This is a genomic window from Nosocomiicoccus sp. HMSC059G07 (assembly GCF_001815515.1).
Taxonomy (GTDB): domain Bacteria; phylum Bacillota; class Bacilli; order Staphylococcales; family Salinicoccaceae; genus Nosocomiicoccus; species Nosocomiicoccus ampullae_A.
Map to the genome: position 1 here is coordinate 1 of NZ_KV820786.1, position 16,157 is coordinate 16,157.

General features: G+C 31.2%; 18 protein-coding genes and 1 other RNA gene. 17 read left to right on the plus strand and 2 right to left on the minus strand.

Annotation, left to right across the window (positions count from 1 at the left end; genetic code table 11):
* The first annotated feature begins 67 nt into the window (after positions 1–67).
* From HMPREF3029_RS01290 to HMPREF3029_RS09665, 12 genes are all read left to right on the plus strand, one after another.
* Positions 68–439 carry a hypothetical protein gene (locus HMPREF3029_RS01290; protein ID WP_070709330.1) on the plus strand — a complete coding sequence of 124 codons (372 nt, stop codon included), beginning with the start codon at positions 68–70 and terminating at the stop codon, positions 437–439.
* A gap of 59 nt (positions 440–498) precedes the next feature.
* Positions 499–624, plus strand: a complete 126-nt coding sequence (locus HMPREF3029_RS09660) for a hypothetical protein (protein WP_256374317.1) — start codon at positions 499–501, stop codon at positions 622–624.
* A gap of 89 nt (positions 625–713) precedes the next feature.
* Positions 714–824 carry a class III lanthipeptide gene (locus HMPREF3029_RS09695; protein ID WP_210388792.1) on the plus strand — a complete coding sequence of 37 codons (111 nt, stop codon included), beginning with the start codon at positions 714–716 and terminating at the stop codon, positions 822–824.
* A gap of 80 nt (positions 825–904) precedes the next feature.
* Positions 905–3,523, plus strand: a complete 2,619-nt coding sequence (locus HMPREF3029_RS01295) for a class III lanthionine synthetase LanKC N-terminal domain-containing protein (protein WP_070622551.1) — start codon at positions 905–907, stop codon at positions 3,521–3,523.
* Positions 3,524–3,536: 13 nt separating this feature from the next.
* Positions 3,537–4,814 carry an MFS transporter gene (locus HMPREF3029_RS01300; RefSeq protein WP_070458437.1) on the plus strand — a complete coding sequence of 426 codons (1,278 nt, stop codon included), beginning with the start codon at positions 3,537–3,539 and terminating at the stop codon, positions 4,812–4,814.
* 26 nt (positions 4,815–4,840) lie between these two features.
* A complete protein-coding gene (locus tag HMPREF3029_RS01305; protein ID WP_070458434.1) occupies positions 4,841–6,553 on the plus strand; it encodes an alpha/beta hydrolase family protein in 1,713 nt (570 codons plus the stop codon).
* A 373-nt stretch (positions 6,554–6,926) separates the two neighbouring features.
* Positions 6,927–7,151: a hypothetical protein gene (locus HMPREF3029_RS01310; RefSeq protein ID WP_070622552.1), complete on the plus strand. Its 225-nt coding sequence runs from the start codon at positions 6,927–6,929 to the stop codon at positions 7,149–7,151.
* Between the two features lie 576 nt (positions 7,152–7,727).
* Positions 7,728–8,345, plus strand: coding sequence for a hypothetical protein (locus HMPREF3029_RS01315; RefSeq protein ID WP_083302035.1), 618 nt, complete (start codon positions 7,728–7,730; stop codon positions 8,343–8,345).
* A 56-nt stretch (positions 8,346–8,401) separates the two neighbouring features.
* Positions 8,402–8,650, plus strand: a complete 249-nt coding sequence (locus tag HMPREF3029_RS09055) for a hypothetical protein (protein ID WP_083286796.1) — start codon at positions 8,402–8,404, stop codon at positions 8,648–8,650.
* A complete protein-coding gene (locus HMPREF3029_RS09060; RefSeq protein ID WP_083286795.1) occupies positions 8,607–8,906 on the plus strand; it encodes a GNAT family N-acetyltransferase in 300 nt (99 codons plus the stop codon). The genes HMPREF3029_RS09055 and HMPREF3029_RS09060 overlap by 44 nt, the downstream gene beginning before the upstream one ends.
* Positions 8,907–9,395, plus strand: coding sequence for a GNAT family N-acetyltransferase (locus HMPREF3029_RS01325; protein ID WP_070456164.1), 489 nt, complete (start codon positions 8,907–8,909; stop codon positions 9,393–9,395).
* A gap of 76 nt (positions 9,396–9,471) precedes the next feature.
* Complete coding sequence (locus HMPREF3029_RS09665) at positions 9,472–9,606, plus strand: hypothetical protein (protein ID WP_256374318.1); 135 nt, start codon at positions 9,472–9,474, stop codon at positions 9,604–9,606.
* A 172-nt stretch (positions 9,607–9,778) separates the two neighbouring features.
* Here HMPREF3029_RS09665 and HMPREF3029_RS01330 read toward each other — a convergent pair whose 3' ends face one another.
* Entirely contained in the window at positions 9,779–11,152 is a 1,374-nt protein-coding gene (locus HMPREF3029_RS01330; RefSeq protein WP_070456162.1) for a sodium/glutamate symporter, read from the minus strand.
* Between the two features lie 89 nt (positions 11,153–11,241).
* Entirely contained in the window at positions 11,242–12,009 is a 768-nt protein-coding gene (locus HMPREF3029_RS01335) for a 2OG-Fe dioxygenase family protein (RefSeq protein ID WP_083286794.1), read from the minus strand.
* A gap of 158 nt (positions 12,010–12,167) precedes the next feature.
* Between HMPREF3029_RS01335 and HMPREF3029_RS01340 the strand changes: the two genes are divergently transcribed.
* The 5 genes from HMPREF3029_RS01340 to recR all read left to right on the plus strand — a co-directional run bounded on the left by HMPREF3029_RS01340 (position 12,168) and on the right by recR (position 15,942).
* Positions 12,168–12,914, plus strand: a complete 747-nt coding sequence (locus HMPREF3029_RS01340) for a carboxypeptidase-like regulatory domain-containing protein (RefSeq protein ID WP_070456158.1) — start codon at positions 12,168–12,170, stop codon at positions 12,912–12,914.
* A gap of 40 nt (positions 12,915–12,954) precedes the next feature.
* An RNA gene (gene ffs, locus HMPREF3029_RS01345) (signal recognition particle sRNA large type) lies at positions 12,955–13,220 on the plus strand.
* 134 nt (positions 13,221–13,354) lie between these two features.
* Positions 13,355–14,983, plus strand: a complete 1,629-nt coding sequence (gene dnaX / locus HMPREF3029_RS01350; RefSeq protein WP_070622553.1) for a DNA polymerase III subunit gamma/tau — start codon at positions 13,355–13,357, stop codon at positions 14,981–14,983.
* A 37-nt stretch (positions 14,984–15,020) separates the two neighbouring features.
* The gene (locus tag HMPREF3029_RS01355) at positions 15,021–15,344 is read left to right on the plus strand and encodes a YbaB/EbfC family nucleoid-associated protein (protein WP_068131140.1); all 324 of its coding nucleotides are present in this window, start codon (positions 15,021–15,023) and stop codon (positions 15,342–15,344) included.
* Between the two features lies 1 nt (position 15,345).
* The gene (recR, locus tag HMPREF3029_RS01360) at positions 15,346–15,942 is read left to right on the plus strand and encodes a recombination mediator RecR (protein WP_068131143.1); all 597 of its coding nucleotides are present in this window, start codon (positions 15,346–15,348) and stop codon (positions 15,940–15,942) included.
* The last annotated feature ends 215 nt before the right edge of the window (positions 15,943–16,157 follow it).

Below are 16,157 nucleotides of genomic sequence, written 5' to 3' on the forward strand. Positions count from 1 at the left end.
ATGCGTAAATAAAATATCATCTACACACTCAAAAGAATAAGAGTGGAAGAAAAAAGGAGTTATAAAGATGATTAAAGAAAAAGAAATTATGACAATACGATTTTATGAGGGAATTGGTAAAACAGACGTAATCATACTTAATGACGAAAAAAAGATTGATGATTTATTACTTACATTGGAAACAACATGTAATTTTGATGATGAAGAAATTGCACGATTCTTATTTAAAGATGAAGAATTAGGTATCTGGCTTGCGATTGATAATTCAACTTCAGATGTATGGATTGAAGAATACCATACATTAGAAGAAGCACTTGCTTATCTATTAGTAGATGATGAGTTTAAATTAACAGAAACAGATAATAATATGATGGCACAATATATTAAAGATTTTTACAAAGGAAACTTACAAGGCTCTATGATTTATTTCTATTACTAAAGTTAAGCACTCGTATGAGTGCTTAACATACTATAAACAATAAGATATTAGGAGGTAATATGAGAAAACAAACAGTAAATATGAAGTTGTATAAATATGATGAAGTGAAAGAAATTTTAAAACAGGCATTTACAGAAAAATTAGCATCACTTTTAAATCAAGGATATATTTTATGTTTTATCTAAAAAAATCAGAATTTTCATTAAAATTATATAGACAACGCTTTCATTATGATATATTATTTAGAATAAGGGGGAAGAAAGGGTGAATAATTATGGAATACATTTTAAATCTGCAAGAACTTAATACTAATTCTAGTCAAGAAGAAGTAGCTTTTGCTAGTTCTAATAGTCATTCATGTGCACTTTGCATTGTTAAACCTTAGTTTACGGATAAATTAATAGTTTAATTTTTAAGACAATTTCATTATTAAAATCCCCCTTTTAATTATATCGAGGTGATTATATGCATAGTATGGCAACTATAAATTTCATTGCTAATGAAAAATTTTATTTACCTATACGATTCTATAATTATGATAAAACATTTTTTAAAATTACTGAGAAAAATAATGTACATAATTGGCAAGCAATCAGGGATAGAATATTTATACAATATTCACCCAAAAAAGAAAAATTACCAGAGCATGGATGGAAAATACACGTTTCAGCATCTAAGCATAATAACAAGGAAATATTATCTATTGTATCTAAATATTGTTTTGATAATAATATCTCTTTTAAATTTTGGTTAGATGATTATATTTTTGAGCTAATGAACAACAAGAATGCTCAAAGAGGATCTTCTGGTAAATTTATGACGATATATCCAAGAAATAATGATGAATTTTTTGAGCATATAAAAGGTTTGGATATGTTACTAAAAAATTATGTTGGACCATACATACTTACAGATAGAAGATTTAATAATAATAAGGTGCTTTACTATCGTTATGGACAAATATTACCCAAAAGTAAAAGTGCTCTTATATACGGTCCAGATAATCAAATATTTGTTGATGATCGTTCTCCTGTTTTTAGAATACCTACATGGGTTAAAGATCCCTTCCCTATTTCACCTAATAATGAGCCTAAATATTTAGGAAAAAAATATAAAATAGAAAAAGCTATCAGATTCACTAATGCTGGAGGAACATATTTAGCATTGAATCTTACCAATAATGAAAAGGTTATAATAAAAGAAGCTAGACCATATACTGCAGAGTTTGGCAAAAATACTGATTCAGAAAAAATGAAAAAAAATGAATATAAACTTTTAAAATATTTTCAAACTCATTTTACAGATAATGAGTTTCCAAAGCCCATAGATATCTTTAAAGAATGGGAACACACTTATATAGTAGAAACCTATGTTCCAGGTGTAACCGTAAAGGAATATTTATTAAATAATAGTTATTTTGTAAAATCTAGACAAGGCTTAGATACTTTTAAAAATTATTTGAAAGAAATATTCATAATTATTAATAAAATAATAAAATTAATTAAAAAAGTTCATAAACATAATATATTAATTAATGATATAAGTCCAGAAAATATAATTTTGGATGAGAAGTTAAATCCTACTATTATAGATTTAGATGGAGCAATTAATCTAAATGAAGCAGGTGAAAAAATTCTAATCGGTACTAGAGGTTTTCATGATGAGAAAGATGTGAACTTATCGGTTAATCGAGATTATAAAAGCATAGGTTATTTAGCATTTAATATGTTGAGTCCAACAATAAATTTATCTACTATTGATGATAGTTTTATTGAAAGACATTTATTGTTTTTAAATAAAAAATTTAATATACCAATAGAATTTTGTAATTATATTAAAAACTTAGTATATTATGGATCTGTTAGTAATATATCTTTTATAGAAATGGAAAAGTTGATAAATAATATTAAATTTCCGGAATATTCTTTAACCTTATCAGAATTAAATATTTCAGACAAAATAATAAAAGCATACAATTTTATAGATGATAATAAAGTAGAAGACTTTGAATTAATGTTCCCTTCAAATCCATTTGCAAAAAACTATATAGGATTAGCATCTGGAACAGCAGGTGTACTTTTTTCAGTAAACAAAATAAAAAATCTTAATGCTAATATAAAAGTTGATGTTGAAAATATTAAAGAATTTTTGTTATATCAATATAATCTATATATGAATTCAGAGCAATTAGATTTTAGTTTATTAGATGGAACAGCAGGTATAATATGGACATTATTAGACTTAGATATCGAGGAACAAGAACATTCAGTAAATCCACTGATTAATTCATTATTAAAGAACGTTAAAAATTCTATTAATAATAAAGAAACAAATTTTTCAATTGAAGATGGTTTAGCAGGCAAAGCTCTTGCTTTACTGAAAAGTTATTTGATTTGTAATAATCAAGAATATTTATCTGTTGCTGAAAGAGTGTGTGACTGGATAATAGAGCAATTGTATAAAAAAGACCCTGTATATATTTCAAAAATTGGACTTAACAAGGGATATACAGGAATTGCTTTGCTTTTTTACTATATATATAAAGCTACTGGCCAAGAAAAATATTTTAATTATGGATATGAAATCTTATGTAAAGATTTATATGAATTTAAAGAAATAGAAAAATCATGGCTTTATCCGGAGGAGCGAAATAAAAAGACATCAATTTATTATCCTTATCTTTCTTCAGGTACGGCAGGGATTTTAGCTGTTTTCTTAAGGTATGTTAGTGAAAACTCTGATATTTTTGATGAAAAAATTTTAGAAAAATTAGTTAAAGGAATTGAATCACAATTCTCTGTTGATTTAAGTCTTTTTTCAGGGCTTACAGGATTAATAAATGTTCATTATGATATAAATTTCTTCATTAATGATTTTGATAATAAAAATACATTGTCATTATTAGATAATTTGCTCTCAATATTAAAAGAAAATGAAGATAATACATTAAATTTACCAGGACAGCTTATGTATAAATACGGCTGTGATTATAGTAATGGTGGTTCAGGTTTAATTGAATTAATGAATAGATTTAATAATAATGATCGTAATTACTATGTATTTATCGACAGTTATTTTGATTAAAGGAAGTGAAATAATGACTAAAGAAGGTTTTTGGAATAAAAACTTAATTTTATATTTACTCAGTCGCGCATTTCTTGCTTTTGGTAGTAACACTTATACATTTGCAGTATCGTTTTACATTATGTATTACACTGGTTCCGCTATATATTCGTCTATTAACTTAATAATTTTTACTCTTATATCACTATTATTCTTACCAGTAGCAGGTGTGATATCAGATTCTAGAAACAAGAAAAGTATAATTATCCTGGGTGAAGCACTTGATCCTCTTATATTAATAGGATTATTAGTCTATACATACTATTTTGGATTTAATTTAATCGCTTTGTATATTACTACGGCACTAATGACGATTACAGGATCTTTTGTTGGGAATGCTTTTCAGTCAGCGATTACTGCATTATTTAATGTTGATAAAGTTCAAAAAGTATATGGATACTCGTCTATACTAACAGAATCTGCATCACTTTTAGGACCCATTATAGCAGGTGCTTTAATTGGAATTTTTTCATTTGAAATAATGATTATGATTTTTATTGTATTTAATATCATCGCATTAAGTTTTGACTTTAATTTAAAATTTAAACAACAGAATCAGATTGAGGAAAAAAACGAAGAAATTTCGAGTATAAAACAATTCTTCAAAGATGTTTCGGGTGGAATTCAATATATTAAAGAGAGTAGCATCCTTAAAATGATTATAATCTATTTATTCTTTATAAACTTTGTTACGACAACAATTAGTATATTGCCTGCTAAGATGCTCATCAATATTTTAGAACTTAATTCAACTTTAGTAGGATTTTGTTATGCGGCATTATCTGTAGGTACTATTTTAGGTGGCATGATTATTAGTACGGTGAAAGTTTTTGAAAAGCCTTTGTCGATCGCTAAAATATTTAGCATGTTATTTGCGATTATTATTGCTCTGTTACCTTTACCAATATATTTAGAGTTAAGTGATATAGGAAATACTATTTTGATTTCATTATTATTTATATTAATTACTTTATGTGTTCAATTTGTTAATACACCTATCATGAGTTACTATCAAACAACTATTGATGATTCTATGAAAGGGAGAGTATTTTCTTTAATTTCTGTTTTCTCTATGATGACAATGCCAATAGGCTTTTTCATATTTGGTTTGCTCTATGACTTGGAGTTATATTTTGTAGTCAATATATTTGCTGGTTTTTTAACATTAATTGTAACTATTTTTTTACTTAAAACTAATATTATTAATGAAGCGAATGATGATTATCAATTAGAGATAAGAAAGGAGGAGTAAAAATTAACCTTGATTTACTTAAAAGAATGCATAGTATTGAAGCAATTCAATACATATCAATGAATAATAACTATGTTATTTATACTTCATTGATTGAGGGTAAATATACTGTTAATTCTCTTAGTTTAAAGACAAAGGAAAAAAAAGCTTTATTTTCTAGTAATAAAGTAATAAAGATAATCTCTTATATAAATAAAAATAATAATTTTATATTTGAAAAAAAAGATAATGAAACTTGCAATATATATATGTATAAAGATGGTAACATTCAAAATTTAACGCCCAATCAAAATTCATATTTTTTAAAATTAAACAAAGAAGATCAAATTTTATATTTTGAGTCTAATATTAGAGATGAAAAATATATGGATGTATACAGTTTAAATTTACAAACTGGAGAAATAAAACTTCATTTTAATAATATAAATAAAGATATTATATTATCTATTTCTGATAATGGTGAAAATATTATTTTAAGTAATTTAAAAAATAGTAATTCTAAAATTAAAATTGAAAATCTAAATAATAATTCTGTAAAAATTTTAGATGATGGAGTTCCACAATTTTTTATCAAAGATTGTCTGTATATCTTAACTACAGATAATCATAATTATCAATATTTAAAAGTGATTTGTTTAAATACATTAAAAGTTAAAAAAACTTATAAGCATCATTGGGACATTATATTAGCTATAAATTCACCTTGTAATAATTATTTGTCATATATCACTAATGAGAATGGTATTTTTAGATTAAATATTTATGATTTAACAAGTAATACCGCTTTAGATATGAGTTTTTTACCTAAAGGTACAATAAAGTCTTTAAGTTTTTCTGATGATGAAAAAAATCTAGTTGTTTTAATAGAAAAGAGTAATACTCCTGGAGATCTATATAATATAAATTTAAAGAAATACAGTATTACCAAGTTAACAAATGTTACTGGAATGACTAATGATAAGAATATCTTTATTGAAGGTAATCCTATAAAATATAAAAATAAAAAAGGAATAACAATATATGGTCAACTATATTTATCGAATAAAAGCAAATCTCCATTAATAATTCTGGTTCATGGTGGCCCTGGTGGGCAATTTATTTTAAATTTTGATATATTAATTCAATTTTTATGTTTAAGTGGATATTCAGTATTTGCTATAAACCATAGAGGTAGTAGCGGTTATGGTAAAGATTATCTAAATTCAATTGATGGAGAACATGGAATTGAAGACTTAAAAGACTGTATCGAAGCTAAAGATTATTTTAAAAATAATCCAAATATAGATTTAAGTAAAGTAGGTATAATCGGAATTAGTTATGGTGCAACTTTATCGTTATCATCACTTGCCTTTTTTCCTGGCACTTTTAGATTTGCTATAAATTTATTTGGAGTTTATAATTGGTTAAATTCACTAAAAAATTTACCAGAGTCTTGGGATAACTATAAATATATTTTTTATAGAAAAATTGGCCACCCTACTGAGAATCCCGATCATTTAAAAAGAATATCTCCTTACTACCATATATCGAATATTGATAGCCCGGTTATGTTTATTTCTGGTGGTAAAGATATACGTAATAACAAAGATGATTTAAATTATATCGTAGAAAAATTAAAAAAAAGAGTACCAGTTTACCATCTTAGCTATGAAGAAGAAGGTCATGGGCTAAATGAATATAATAATATAATTGATTGCTATACAAAAATATATACTTTTATTAGAGAATATTTTAATTAATTTTAAGTATGTTATTGAATTAAGTGTTATGCTCTTAATAAGAGTGTAGCACTTTTTACTTACAGTAGTATTACGTGTTGTTACTATTAGTAAAAATTCATACTTTATTTTATAAGTACATGATAGAAATGCGAATGCATTTCTTTAATCCGTTCGTTTTCACTCAGTTTTATTTTTCGTGTTTCGATGGATATTTATTTACTTTGCATACTAGCATCTACACACTCAAAATAATAAGAGTGGTAGAAAATATTTAAATTATTTAGATGATAGACTAAACTTAAATAAAGGTACGTATAAGTTAATAAATAATATTTCATGATATAATATTATTACTCTCTATTATATAAAAAATGAAAACGGAGGGATAAAAGTGAGAATTTTAAGTGAACTAAAAGTTAATAATCGGGTACTTAATATCGAGATACCTAATAATGTATTAAAAGCTTTAGATGTTAATGTGAATGATACAATACGATTTATAGAAGATAATAATAAGATATCTTTAGAAGTTAAAAAAGGAAACTTAGATATGGATAAAGTCAATTCCATTTTGAAAGAAGATGCTGATATTTTTAAAGCATTGGTAGATAGATGAAATATATATCAATAAGATAGAATAACAAAAACTTCTTAAAATAAACACTTATTTTAGGAAGTTTTTGTTGTATAAAGGCATGGAAAGCCCTACGGATCATAGAACTTTTTATTTTAAAAGTGCAGGGAATTTAAGCGGATGATACAGAATAAGAATTACACAAGAACAACTAAATCGTCTTGAGTGTGGTTTATAGTATTCACCAAGTATGTGTTCCAATGTAACCCTTAAAGGGATGTTACTATGTCCACGGTTACTGTTAGACTAAATTTATTGAACAGACACTATATTTTGGACAATATTTGAACCTTATGAAGAAGAATAAAGATAGTATCATTTCAATAATATTTGTATATATAGTAGAGAAATTTTCATTATTAAAGAACATATATTTTGAGTTCTTTAGTAATCCTTTTATATCTGACTCGATTCTTTTAGAGGAGTATATCGACCAATCTGGATAGATATAGAGAAGCGGTCATTGATTAATGTTATACTAAAAGAAGTTGCTCTAAAGATTCAATCCTTATTTAAGTAGCTAAATATTATTCTCAAAGAAGAAAAAGAAAATATTTTATGAAAAGACATGTATTTGTGATGTTACTTATAAAAATCACAGCACTAAAAGGAGATATCACTTTGAAATATGTATACCATCTAGTACCTAATAGTATGCTCGGAGAAAAGCTGATTCCTCTAAATCAAATAAAGGAAATCGATGCTCAGCTCTATGAAAAATACATGGATAAGTATAACAATTCTCCTGATCGCAAGTTATTATTGGAGAGAAAGGTACCCAAATTGAATTGCCGATGGAATGATGTGGTCCATTTTTCTCCGTTACACCCTAATCACATCTACCAAGCAATGAAAGAGTTGAACGTAAATGTACCTGATGAGGTCAAATTCTATAAGATTCCTATAGAGAATCTGCAAGGGAACGAAAATGCAATATATTATTACAACCAGAAATATTATGGAGGACCATCCGCTCCCATATCCCCCAGCAATATTGATTTGCTAAAAATTGATGATTACGAAGAACTGGATAAGATACCCAAAGAGACATTTGACTACTTTCAAAGGGAAAGCAACAAGAGAAATAGGTTCGGAATGTTCCATCTTGTTCCCCACATATTGAGTATAGGACAAGTTTCAATTGAAAATGCTGAAGTTATATCGTGGAATGAATAATCAGATGAATCAGCAAACATCTTCTTATTTGAGAAGATGTTGAAGGAGTTGAACTAATGGAACAAAAAATATCTTCAGAAAATGTTTCAGTTAGACTAATACGACAGTCTGACATCACTTATGTGTTGGACTGGAGTGAAGAGCAAAAATTTTGCTCGTCAAATGGATGGAAGCTAAACAGAAATGAAGAAGAAATACACAAGTGGTGGATACTTCAAGTAAATAATGATTCAGCAGAGTGTATTAGAGAAGGAATAGAATTTGAAAAAAATAGTCGAATATGTGGATGTTACATTTATAGATAAAGAAACAGTTGAATTAGAAATTGCCATCGGTGAGAGTGAATTGTGGGGAAAGGGTATTGGCACGGAAGCAATAGATCATACAATTGAAAATACTTCAAGCGAACTGGGCATTACGACTTTTATTGCTAAAACACACGAGAAAAATAAGCGCTCAAGGAGAATGTTGGAGAAGATAAATTTCAAAGAAATTGAAGAACACCATGGGACCCATAATTCAATAACTCATTATAAATTAACATTAGCGAGAGAAAGTTAAATGCAACCCTTTAAATTAAAATTACTTGACAAGGAAAAAGATTTTAAGCCCTTTTATAACTTCATCATGAGGAATACAGATCATTTCAGAGATTATATGGAGGTCGTCCCATCTTTTGATGAAGTTATAAAAGAATTCCTATTGGATGTGCCTCCCGGCATAGATATAAAAAATAAAGAAGTGTATGGCATCTATAGAGAAGAGAATCTTATTGGTTTTCTAGACATCCTATTCAATTATCCTAAAATTTACACCTGTATGATAGGTTACTTGGTCATCGATCAAAATTATAGGAAACAGGGTATTGGTCAACAAGTATATAATCACGCTGTTGCTTATGTTAAAGGAAAAGACATGCGGAAGATTCGGCTCAGTGTTATCAGAGAAAACGAGCCGGCTGTTAGAATGTGGAAAAAGCAAGGTTTTGAAACAATAGACGAAGAGGTAACAGAATATGGTGTCCAATTAATGATGGAGCTTAGATTATAGGATTAAGCCATGAAACATCTAGGGCAAAAGCGTTATAGGCATTGGCATCAATCTTTTGTAAGACAGGCGGTATATTATGAGACTACAAGTCGGTATAGAAGAATTTAATCATGCTTTGAGCAATATTGAGGCAAAAGGTAATGTTGATGCTTGGATGGACTATTATTCATATTACTATAGACCTTTTAACAGAATATTTAAGACATTGTAAAGGAAATCTGAATGAATATTGGAGATATCGTATAGGAAAGTACAGAATAATAACTAGTATTTATGATGATAAATCATTATTAATATTATTTCTGTAGGCAATCGTTCAAATATTTATAAGTAATACATTTAAGGCAAGATTCTATTATTTATATTAGAATCTTGCCTTTTTGTTATTTCATTTGATTTTTTAATACATTTCGTTCGCTATCTGGTACGTTAAATACCCATGTGCCTGTAACTTTTGTTGCGATAACACTTCCGATAAGAATTACAAATGGAATTGCTGCTGCAATGAGCCACTGCCCACTAATTAGTAGTGCTGGGAACAGTGACCACACGACAATTTCGGCGATGTTTGTTGCTGGTGTCATCGCTGTATCTTCTATTGTTTCAGATACGTTGTCTGGGTCGACAATTCTGTATAATACAAATCCGATTGCGAATACCCCTGTTAAATAACCGTATACGAAAATTGAACGCTCGAACCAGTCGTTTTTACTGTATGCCTTACCGAGTGGCCAAATGATAATGAATACAAGTAACCAACCAACAATCAGTGATAAAATAATCGGTCCAGCATAAGACATAACGACATCTAGTTTAACTGACGCAATACCGAAAATAACGAGATAATCCGTTGCGGAACCTGAAATTCTCGTATTCACATCTTTGTCGATGTAATCATATACTGGCGTATTTCTAAGAAGTAAGAAGAATATAAGCGCTAAGATGAATCCGAGAGTAAAGTCAGGAATTCCAGCTAATACATGCTCAGCAAGCCATCTGTTAAGTACGATCGTCATACCTGTTAATGCGACGATAAATGCGCCGTGATATGTTAATGTATCTAGCGAAACAGAAGAGATTGTTTGTTGACCGAATGGACGTCTATTCTGGAAAGAAATTAGTCCAGTTTTCATATCTCCATCGATGAACTTAAAGTCTTTCATATAAGCTGTCTGACCTTTACGTGCTGCGATGTTGATTAAAATAATACCACCGAAAATTCCAGTAAGAATACCGAACGTTGCAAATGTAATTGCGATATCCTGTGCATCTTCAAACCCAAGATCTTTAAACGTTGAACCTACAGCAGCTGCTGTTCCGTGTCCACCGTAAAATCCAGAGTGAAGTAGCATTCCAAAACCATCGTTTAGGCCTGGCCAAATTTTCTTAAGAACGACAATTGTAAATACAAGTGGTACGAAAATTTGAAGTGCCCACACGATAATTTTAAATATTTGGTATCCAAGAATTCGTTTAAGTTGTGAATCATCACCAGAGCCACGTTTAAATTCAAAACCGTTAACTCCAACGACTACGAATACTAAAATGATTAAAAGACCAGCATAACCACCCATTGCCTCAGAAAATGGTATCCAACCAAGCCCGTTTGGACCAAATATTAGCCCTAAAAATCCAGCGAGTACACTCGCAGGTATGAAGAACTTTTGGAATACTTTTAAGTTAGATCTGAGGAACTGTCCAATTAAGACGAGGATAGATGCAAATGCAAAGTCAATTACAAAATCTTGAATCGTCATAGACCTATCTCCTTTATCTGTTTTTAATTATTATATCATGGAAACGTTTTATATGCGTAAAACTTAATATTTATTAAAAAGAAGTATATTTATTCTTCCATTTCAGCGACAACTGTCAGTTGATAATCAATTAGAAGGACGGATCTTAGGCCTTCTTCACCCTTCTCACCACGCGTGATCGGACTAACGTAGTGACTGACCATGTGGTCTGTGACTCCATATGATTCTAACGGCTCTGTAATTTCAAATACTTCGTGTAGTTCATCGTCTGTTGTTTCTTCTGGAAGTTTATGGCGGACTTCCGGTATGCCAATCGCATTCGTGCCACCTTCAACGTTTCTTCTTTCAATCAGGTGTGCAAATGTAAAAGGCTCACCGTCCTGATGTAACGAGTTTGGTGATGAAACCGCAACGTCGTCTTCATGTTCAACGCGAAGTTTTACAAAATGTACACCGACGTGGATTGGCATGATGAGATCTTCATCATTCCAAAACGTCTCATTATAATCTGCCATAATGATTTTTTGAAGCAGTGTATTGTTTAAAATATGATCATCAATTGCTGCGAATTCACGGTAATCACCCGGGTGTTCTGGGTTAAATTTACCTTGGAAGTATGCTGCATATTCTTTACCGTCTTTTTTAATGTTTGGTAGCCATTCGATTTGTTGACTCGTTGGTAATACGAGTGCACGTGAATAACGTCTATAACGGTTTAGCCCTTTTGCGTAGTCATCTTCAGGTAAGTCGTTACGGAAATAGTCTCGAAGAATTTCAAAGTCTTTTTCAATTCCTTCATAGTATAGTTCTTTCATATAATCGTAGCGCTTATAGCCTTTCGTTTTAAGTTCGCTCATATGTTTCATCCTTTATTATTTATTCATTATTTATATTATGAAACATTAAAGAGACAATCAAGAGTAGGATAAATGAAAAACCCGACGGACATAGGCTTATTCATGGTATAATGTTTATAATAAACGAATACGAAAAGAAGTGTTGAAGGAGAATTACAATGAAAAAATCGATTGCGATACTTCTAGGTGGGTTACTCATTTCAACACCTGCCTATGCAGATGAAAATGATGGAAACTTAAACAATCAAAATCCGGGAGATTATAATGAAAATAATCACCCGGGAAATTATGATGAAAATAATAACCCGGGAAATTATGATGAAAATAATAACCCAGGGAATTACGACGGCAATAATAATCCAGGTGATTCGTTGCAAACACCTGGAACTGATGGGAATCAAAATCCTAATGATGGACAAAATCAACAGCCGCAACAAGAGGTCACTCCACCAGTGGAGACACCTGTTCAACAAGAAGCGTCTAGGGAATCGGTTGTCGTCGCTGTCAATCAAGAGAGCTATTCGATTAGCGGACGAGTGACACTAAATGACAAACCTGTTCAGGCGAAAGTTGAAGTGGGTAACAGAGTGATTGAAACGGATCCTAATGGGCGCTATGTCGCTCAAGAACTTCAACCAGGGACGCATACTGTAAAAGTTGTAGAAGTGAATGGAAAAGCGGTAAATGAGTCTGTCGATGTTGAAATTGAAAATAAAAACAAAGTAAATATTGATATCGATATTAAAGATGACAGCGCAGACGAGAGTGAAGTTGTAGAGGAAGAAATTCAAAAGAATGATCCTCAAATTAAAGAGGCTTCAAAGGCACTTATCTTTGCGGTTGTAGGTGTTGTGTTATTAACGCTCGCAGGCTTAGTGGCGCTTTTCCTTCGTAAAAAGAGATAACGGTTGTCAATGATATTATTTTTTGCTAATATTAATTTTACCGTGCTAAGTGGGGAATTAGCGGTGCCCTGTACTTGCAATCCGCTCTAGCAAGACCGAATTCCACTTTTGAGGAATCAGATGTGAGGTCTGCCTCACGTACGTCGATGTTGAGACTTCGGTCCTATGCAATAGAACGTCATGAACCATGTCAGGTCCGGAAGGAAGCAGCATTAAGTGGCCCATTCTATGTGCCGTAGGGTAGCCGAGGTTGAGTCGAATGCGTGAGTAACGCTTGTGTTTGATATTCGACAAAGTGGTGCACGGTTTTTTTATTATGAGAAAGCAGAACTGAGGGAATTCCTTGAGTTCTGCTTTTTTGTTGTTCTTTATCAGTGAAAAATATGAGTCGACGTATGGTATAATTAGAGTAATATTTTTAAAAAAGTAGGTGCGAAAATTTGGGATATCAAGCACTATATCGTGCGTTTAGACCGCAAAGTTTTGGCGATGTAGTCGGTCAAAAGCACATAACGCAAACGTTAAAAAATGCGATTGAACGTAACAAAGAATCTCATGCGTATCTTTTTAGTGGTCCACGTGGGACGGGAAAAACGTCGATCGCTAAAATTTTTGCTAAGGCTGTGAATTGTCCGAACAATCAAGGTGGGGAGCCGTGTAATGATTGTGCGATTTGTAAAAGTATTACTGATGGTAGCTCGAATGATGTCATTGAAATCGACGCAGCATCTAATAATGGCGTAGACGAGATACGTAATATTCGTGAGAAGGTAAAGTATGCACCAAACGAAGCGAAATACAAAGTGTATATTATAGATGAAGTCCATATGTTAACAACAGGTGCTTTTAACGCGCTTTTAAAGACGCTCGAAGAGCCACCGAGTCATGCAATTTTTATTCTTGCAACGACTGAACCTCATAAAATCCCAGCGACAATTATTTCTAGAACGCAACGTTTTGATTTTAAAGCAATTGAAACAGATGAGATTGTTGAACGCTTAAAGTATGTATCTGATACTGAAAATGTTGAATACGAAGAAGATGCTCTCGCTTATATCGCTCGTTCAGCTGAAGGTGGAATGCGAGATTCGTTATCGATTCTCGACCAAGTGATTGCATTTAGTGGTAATAAAGTTACATTAGATGACGCAGTAATGATTACTGGTGGTATTAAATTTGATGAGTTAAATGAATTTATGCAACTCATTTTAAATCTCGAAACTAGAGAAGCGTTTATGAAGTATCATCAGTTTATAGATGAGGGTAAAGATCCGATTCGGCTTGTCCATGAACTCGTCTATTATTTAAGAGATACGATACTATATGATGATGACAAATACGCACTAAACACAGTGGATGATTCGAAACTTTATCAAATGATTGATATTTTAAATGATGCGATGGTCATGATGCGCTTTAGTGTCAATGTGTCTGTTCATCTTGAAGTGGTCATTGTTAAAATGATCGAAGTTCTGAAGAAAGATAATGGAGTAAACAACCAATCTCATTCATCTAATAATGGAGAAATTGAAGCGTTAAAAAGAAAAGTGAATGCACTTGAAGCGACACTTAAAAATGGTGTGCAAGTCAAACAGGTCACAGAGAAAAAAATTCCACGAAACAAACCATATTCTTTCGAAAAAATTAAAGAAGTACTCGATAAAGCGAATCATGAAGATACAGGAAAAATTAAAAGAGAATGGGCAAATGTTATACAACACGTTGAAGCACAGGGACAAAACTCACTTCGTGCACTTATTAAAGACTCAGATCCGGTGACTGCGAGTGAAACGAAAGTGCTTATTAAGTTTAAAAACGAGGTACATTCTGAACTTATAAACAACGATAGTAATAAAACAGAAGAATTAGAACGATTGATTCATCCTATAATAGGGAAGAAAGTAAAAGTGGTCGGAGTACCAGAAGAGGCTTGGGAAGACGTTCGACAGAAATATGTTGCGAATTTTAAAGAATCTAGAGAAGAAACTATGAAGGAAGTAAAGTCTTCTGACAAAGCAAAAGAACTCTTTGATAGCAGTATCGTTGAAATAAAAGGTCAGTCCGATTAAAATAAATACAGTAAATATATTATTGGAGGTTTTATAAATGCGTGGCGGAATGGGTAACATGCAAAATATGATGAAACAAATGCAGAAAATGCAAAAGAAGATGGAAGAAGAGCAACAAAAATTAAAAGAAGAAAAGATAGAAGGTAGCGCTGGCGGTGGTATGGTAAAAGTAACAGTGTCAGGTCATAAAGAAATTTTAGATGTAGTGATTGACGAGGAAGTTGTCGATCCAGAAGATATCGAAATGCTACAAGACTTAATTACAGCGGCGACAAACGACGCATTAAATAAAGCGGACGAACTCGTTTCTGAAAAACTTGGTCAACATACTAAAGGGCTAAACATCCCAGGGCTGATGTAATATGTATTATCCAGAACCAATATCAAAACTTATTGATAGTTTTATGAAATTGCCTGGTATCGGTCCAAAAACAGCGCAACGTCTCGCGTTCTATGTTCTCAATATGAAAGAGACAGACGTTGTGGATTTCTCTAAAAGTTTGATGGATGTCAAACGAGAACTACAATATTGTTCGGTCTGTGGTCATATTACGGACGAAGATCCATGCTATATATGTAGGGATAAAAACCGTGACCGCTCGATGATATGTGTCGTTCAAGATACAAAAGACGTCATTGCGATGGAGAAAATGCGTGAATATAACGGACTATACCACGTACTACACGGTGCGATTTCACCGATGGATGGTATTGGTCCAGAGGATATTAATGTTCCGAGTTTAATTGAGCGATTAAAAGACGAAAACGTAAAAGAGTTAATACTCGCGACGAATCCAAATATTGAAGGCGAAACTACTGCGATGTATATTACTCGCCTCGTTAAACCGATTGGTATAAAAACGACGCGACTCGCACAAGGGTTATCTATCGGTGGAGATTTAGAGTATGCCGATGAAGTAACGCTATCGAGAGCGATAGAATATAGAACAGAAATCTAAATAAAGTTGAGTAGAATGATTTCTACTCAACTTTTAAAATTAATTTTTAAAAAACACTTGCATTTAAAATATAGACGATGTATAGTACTATCTTGTGAGCAATCACAACAAAGAAATTCGAAACGAAAACAAAAAGTTTTAATTTCGAATTTATTCGAATTTAATAGTTGCGTTTTAAAAATGAACGTGCTATAGTAAATATTGCGCTTTTCAAA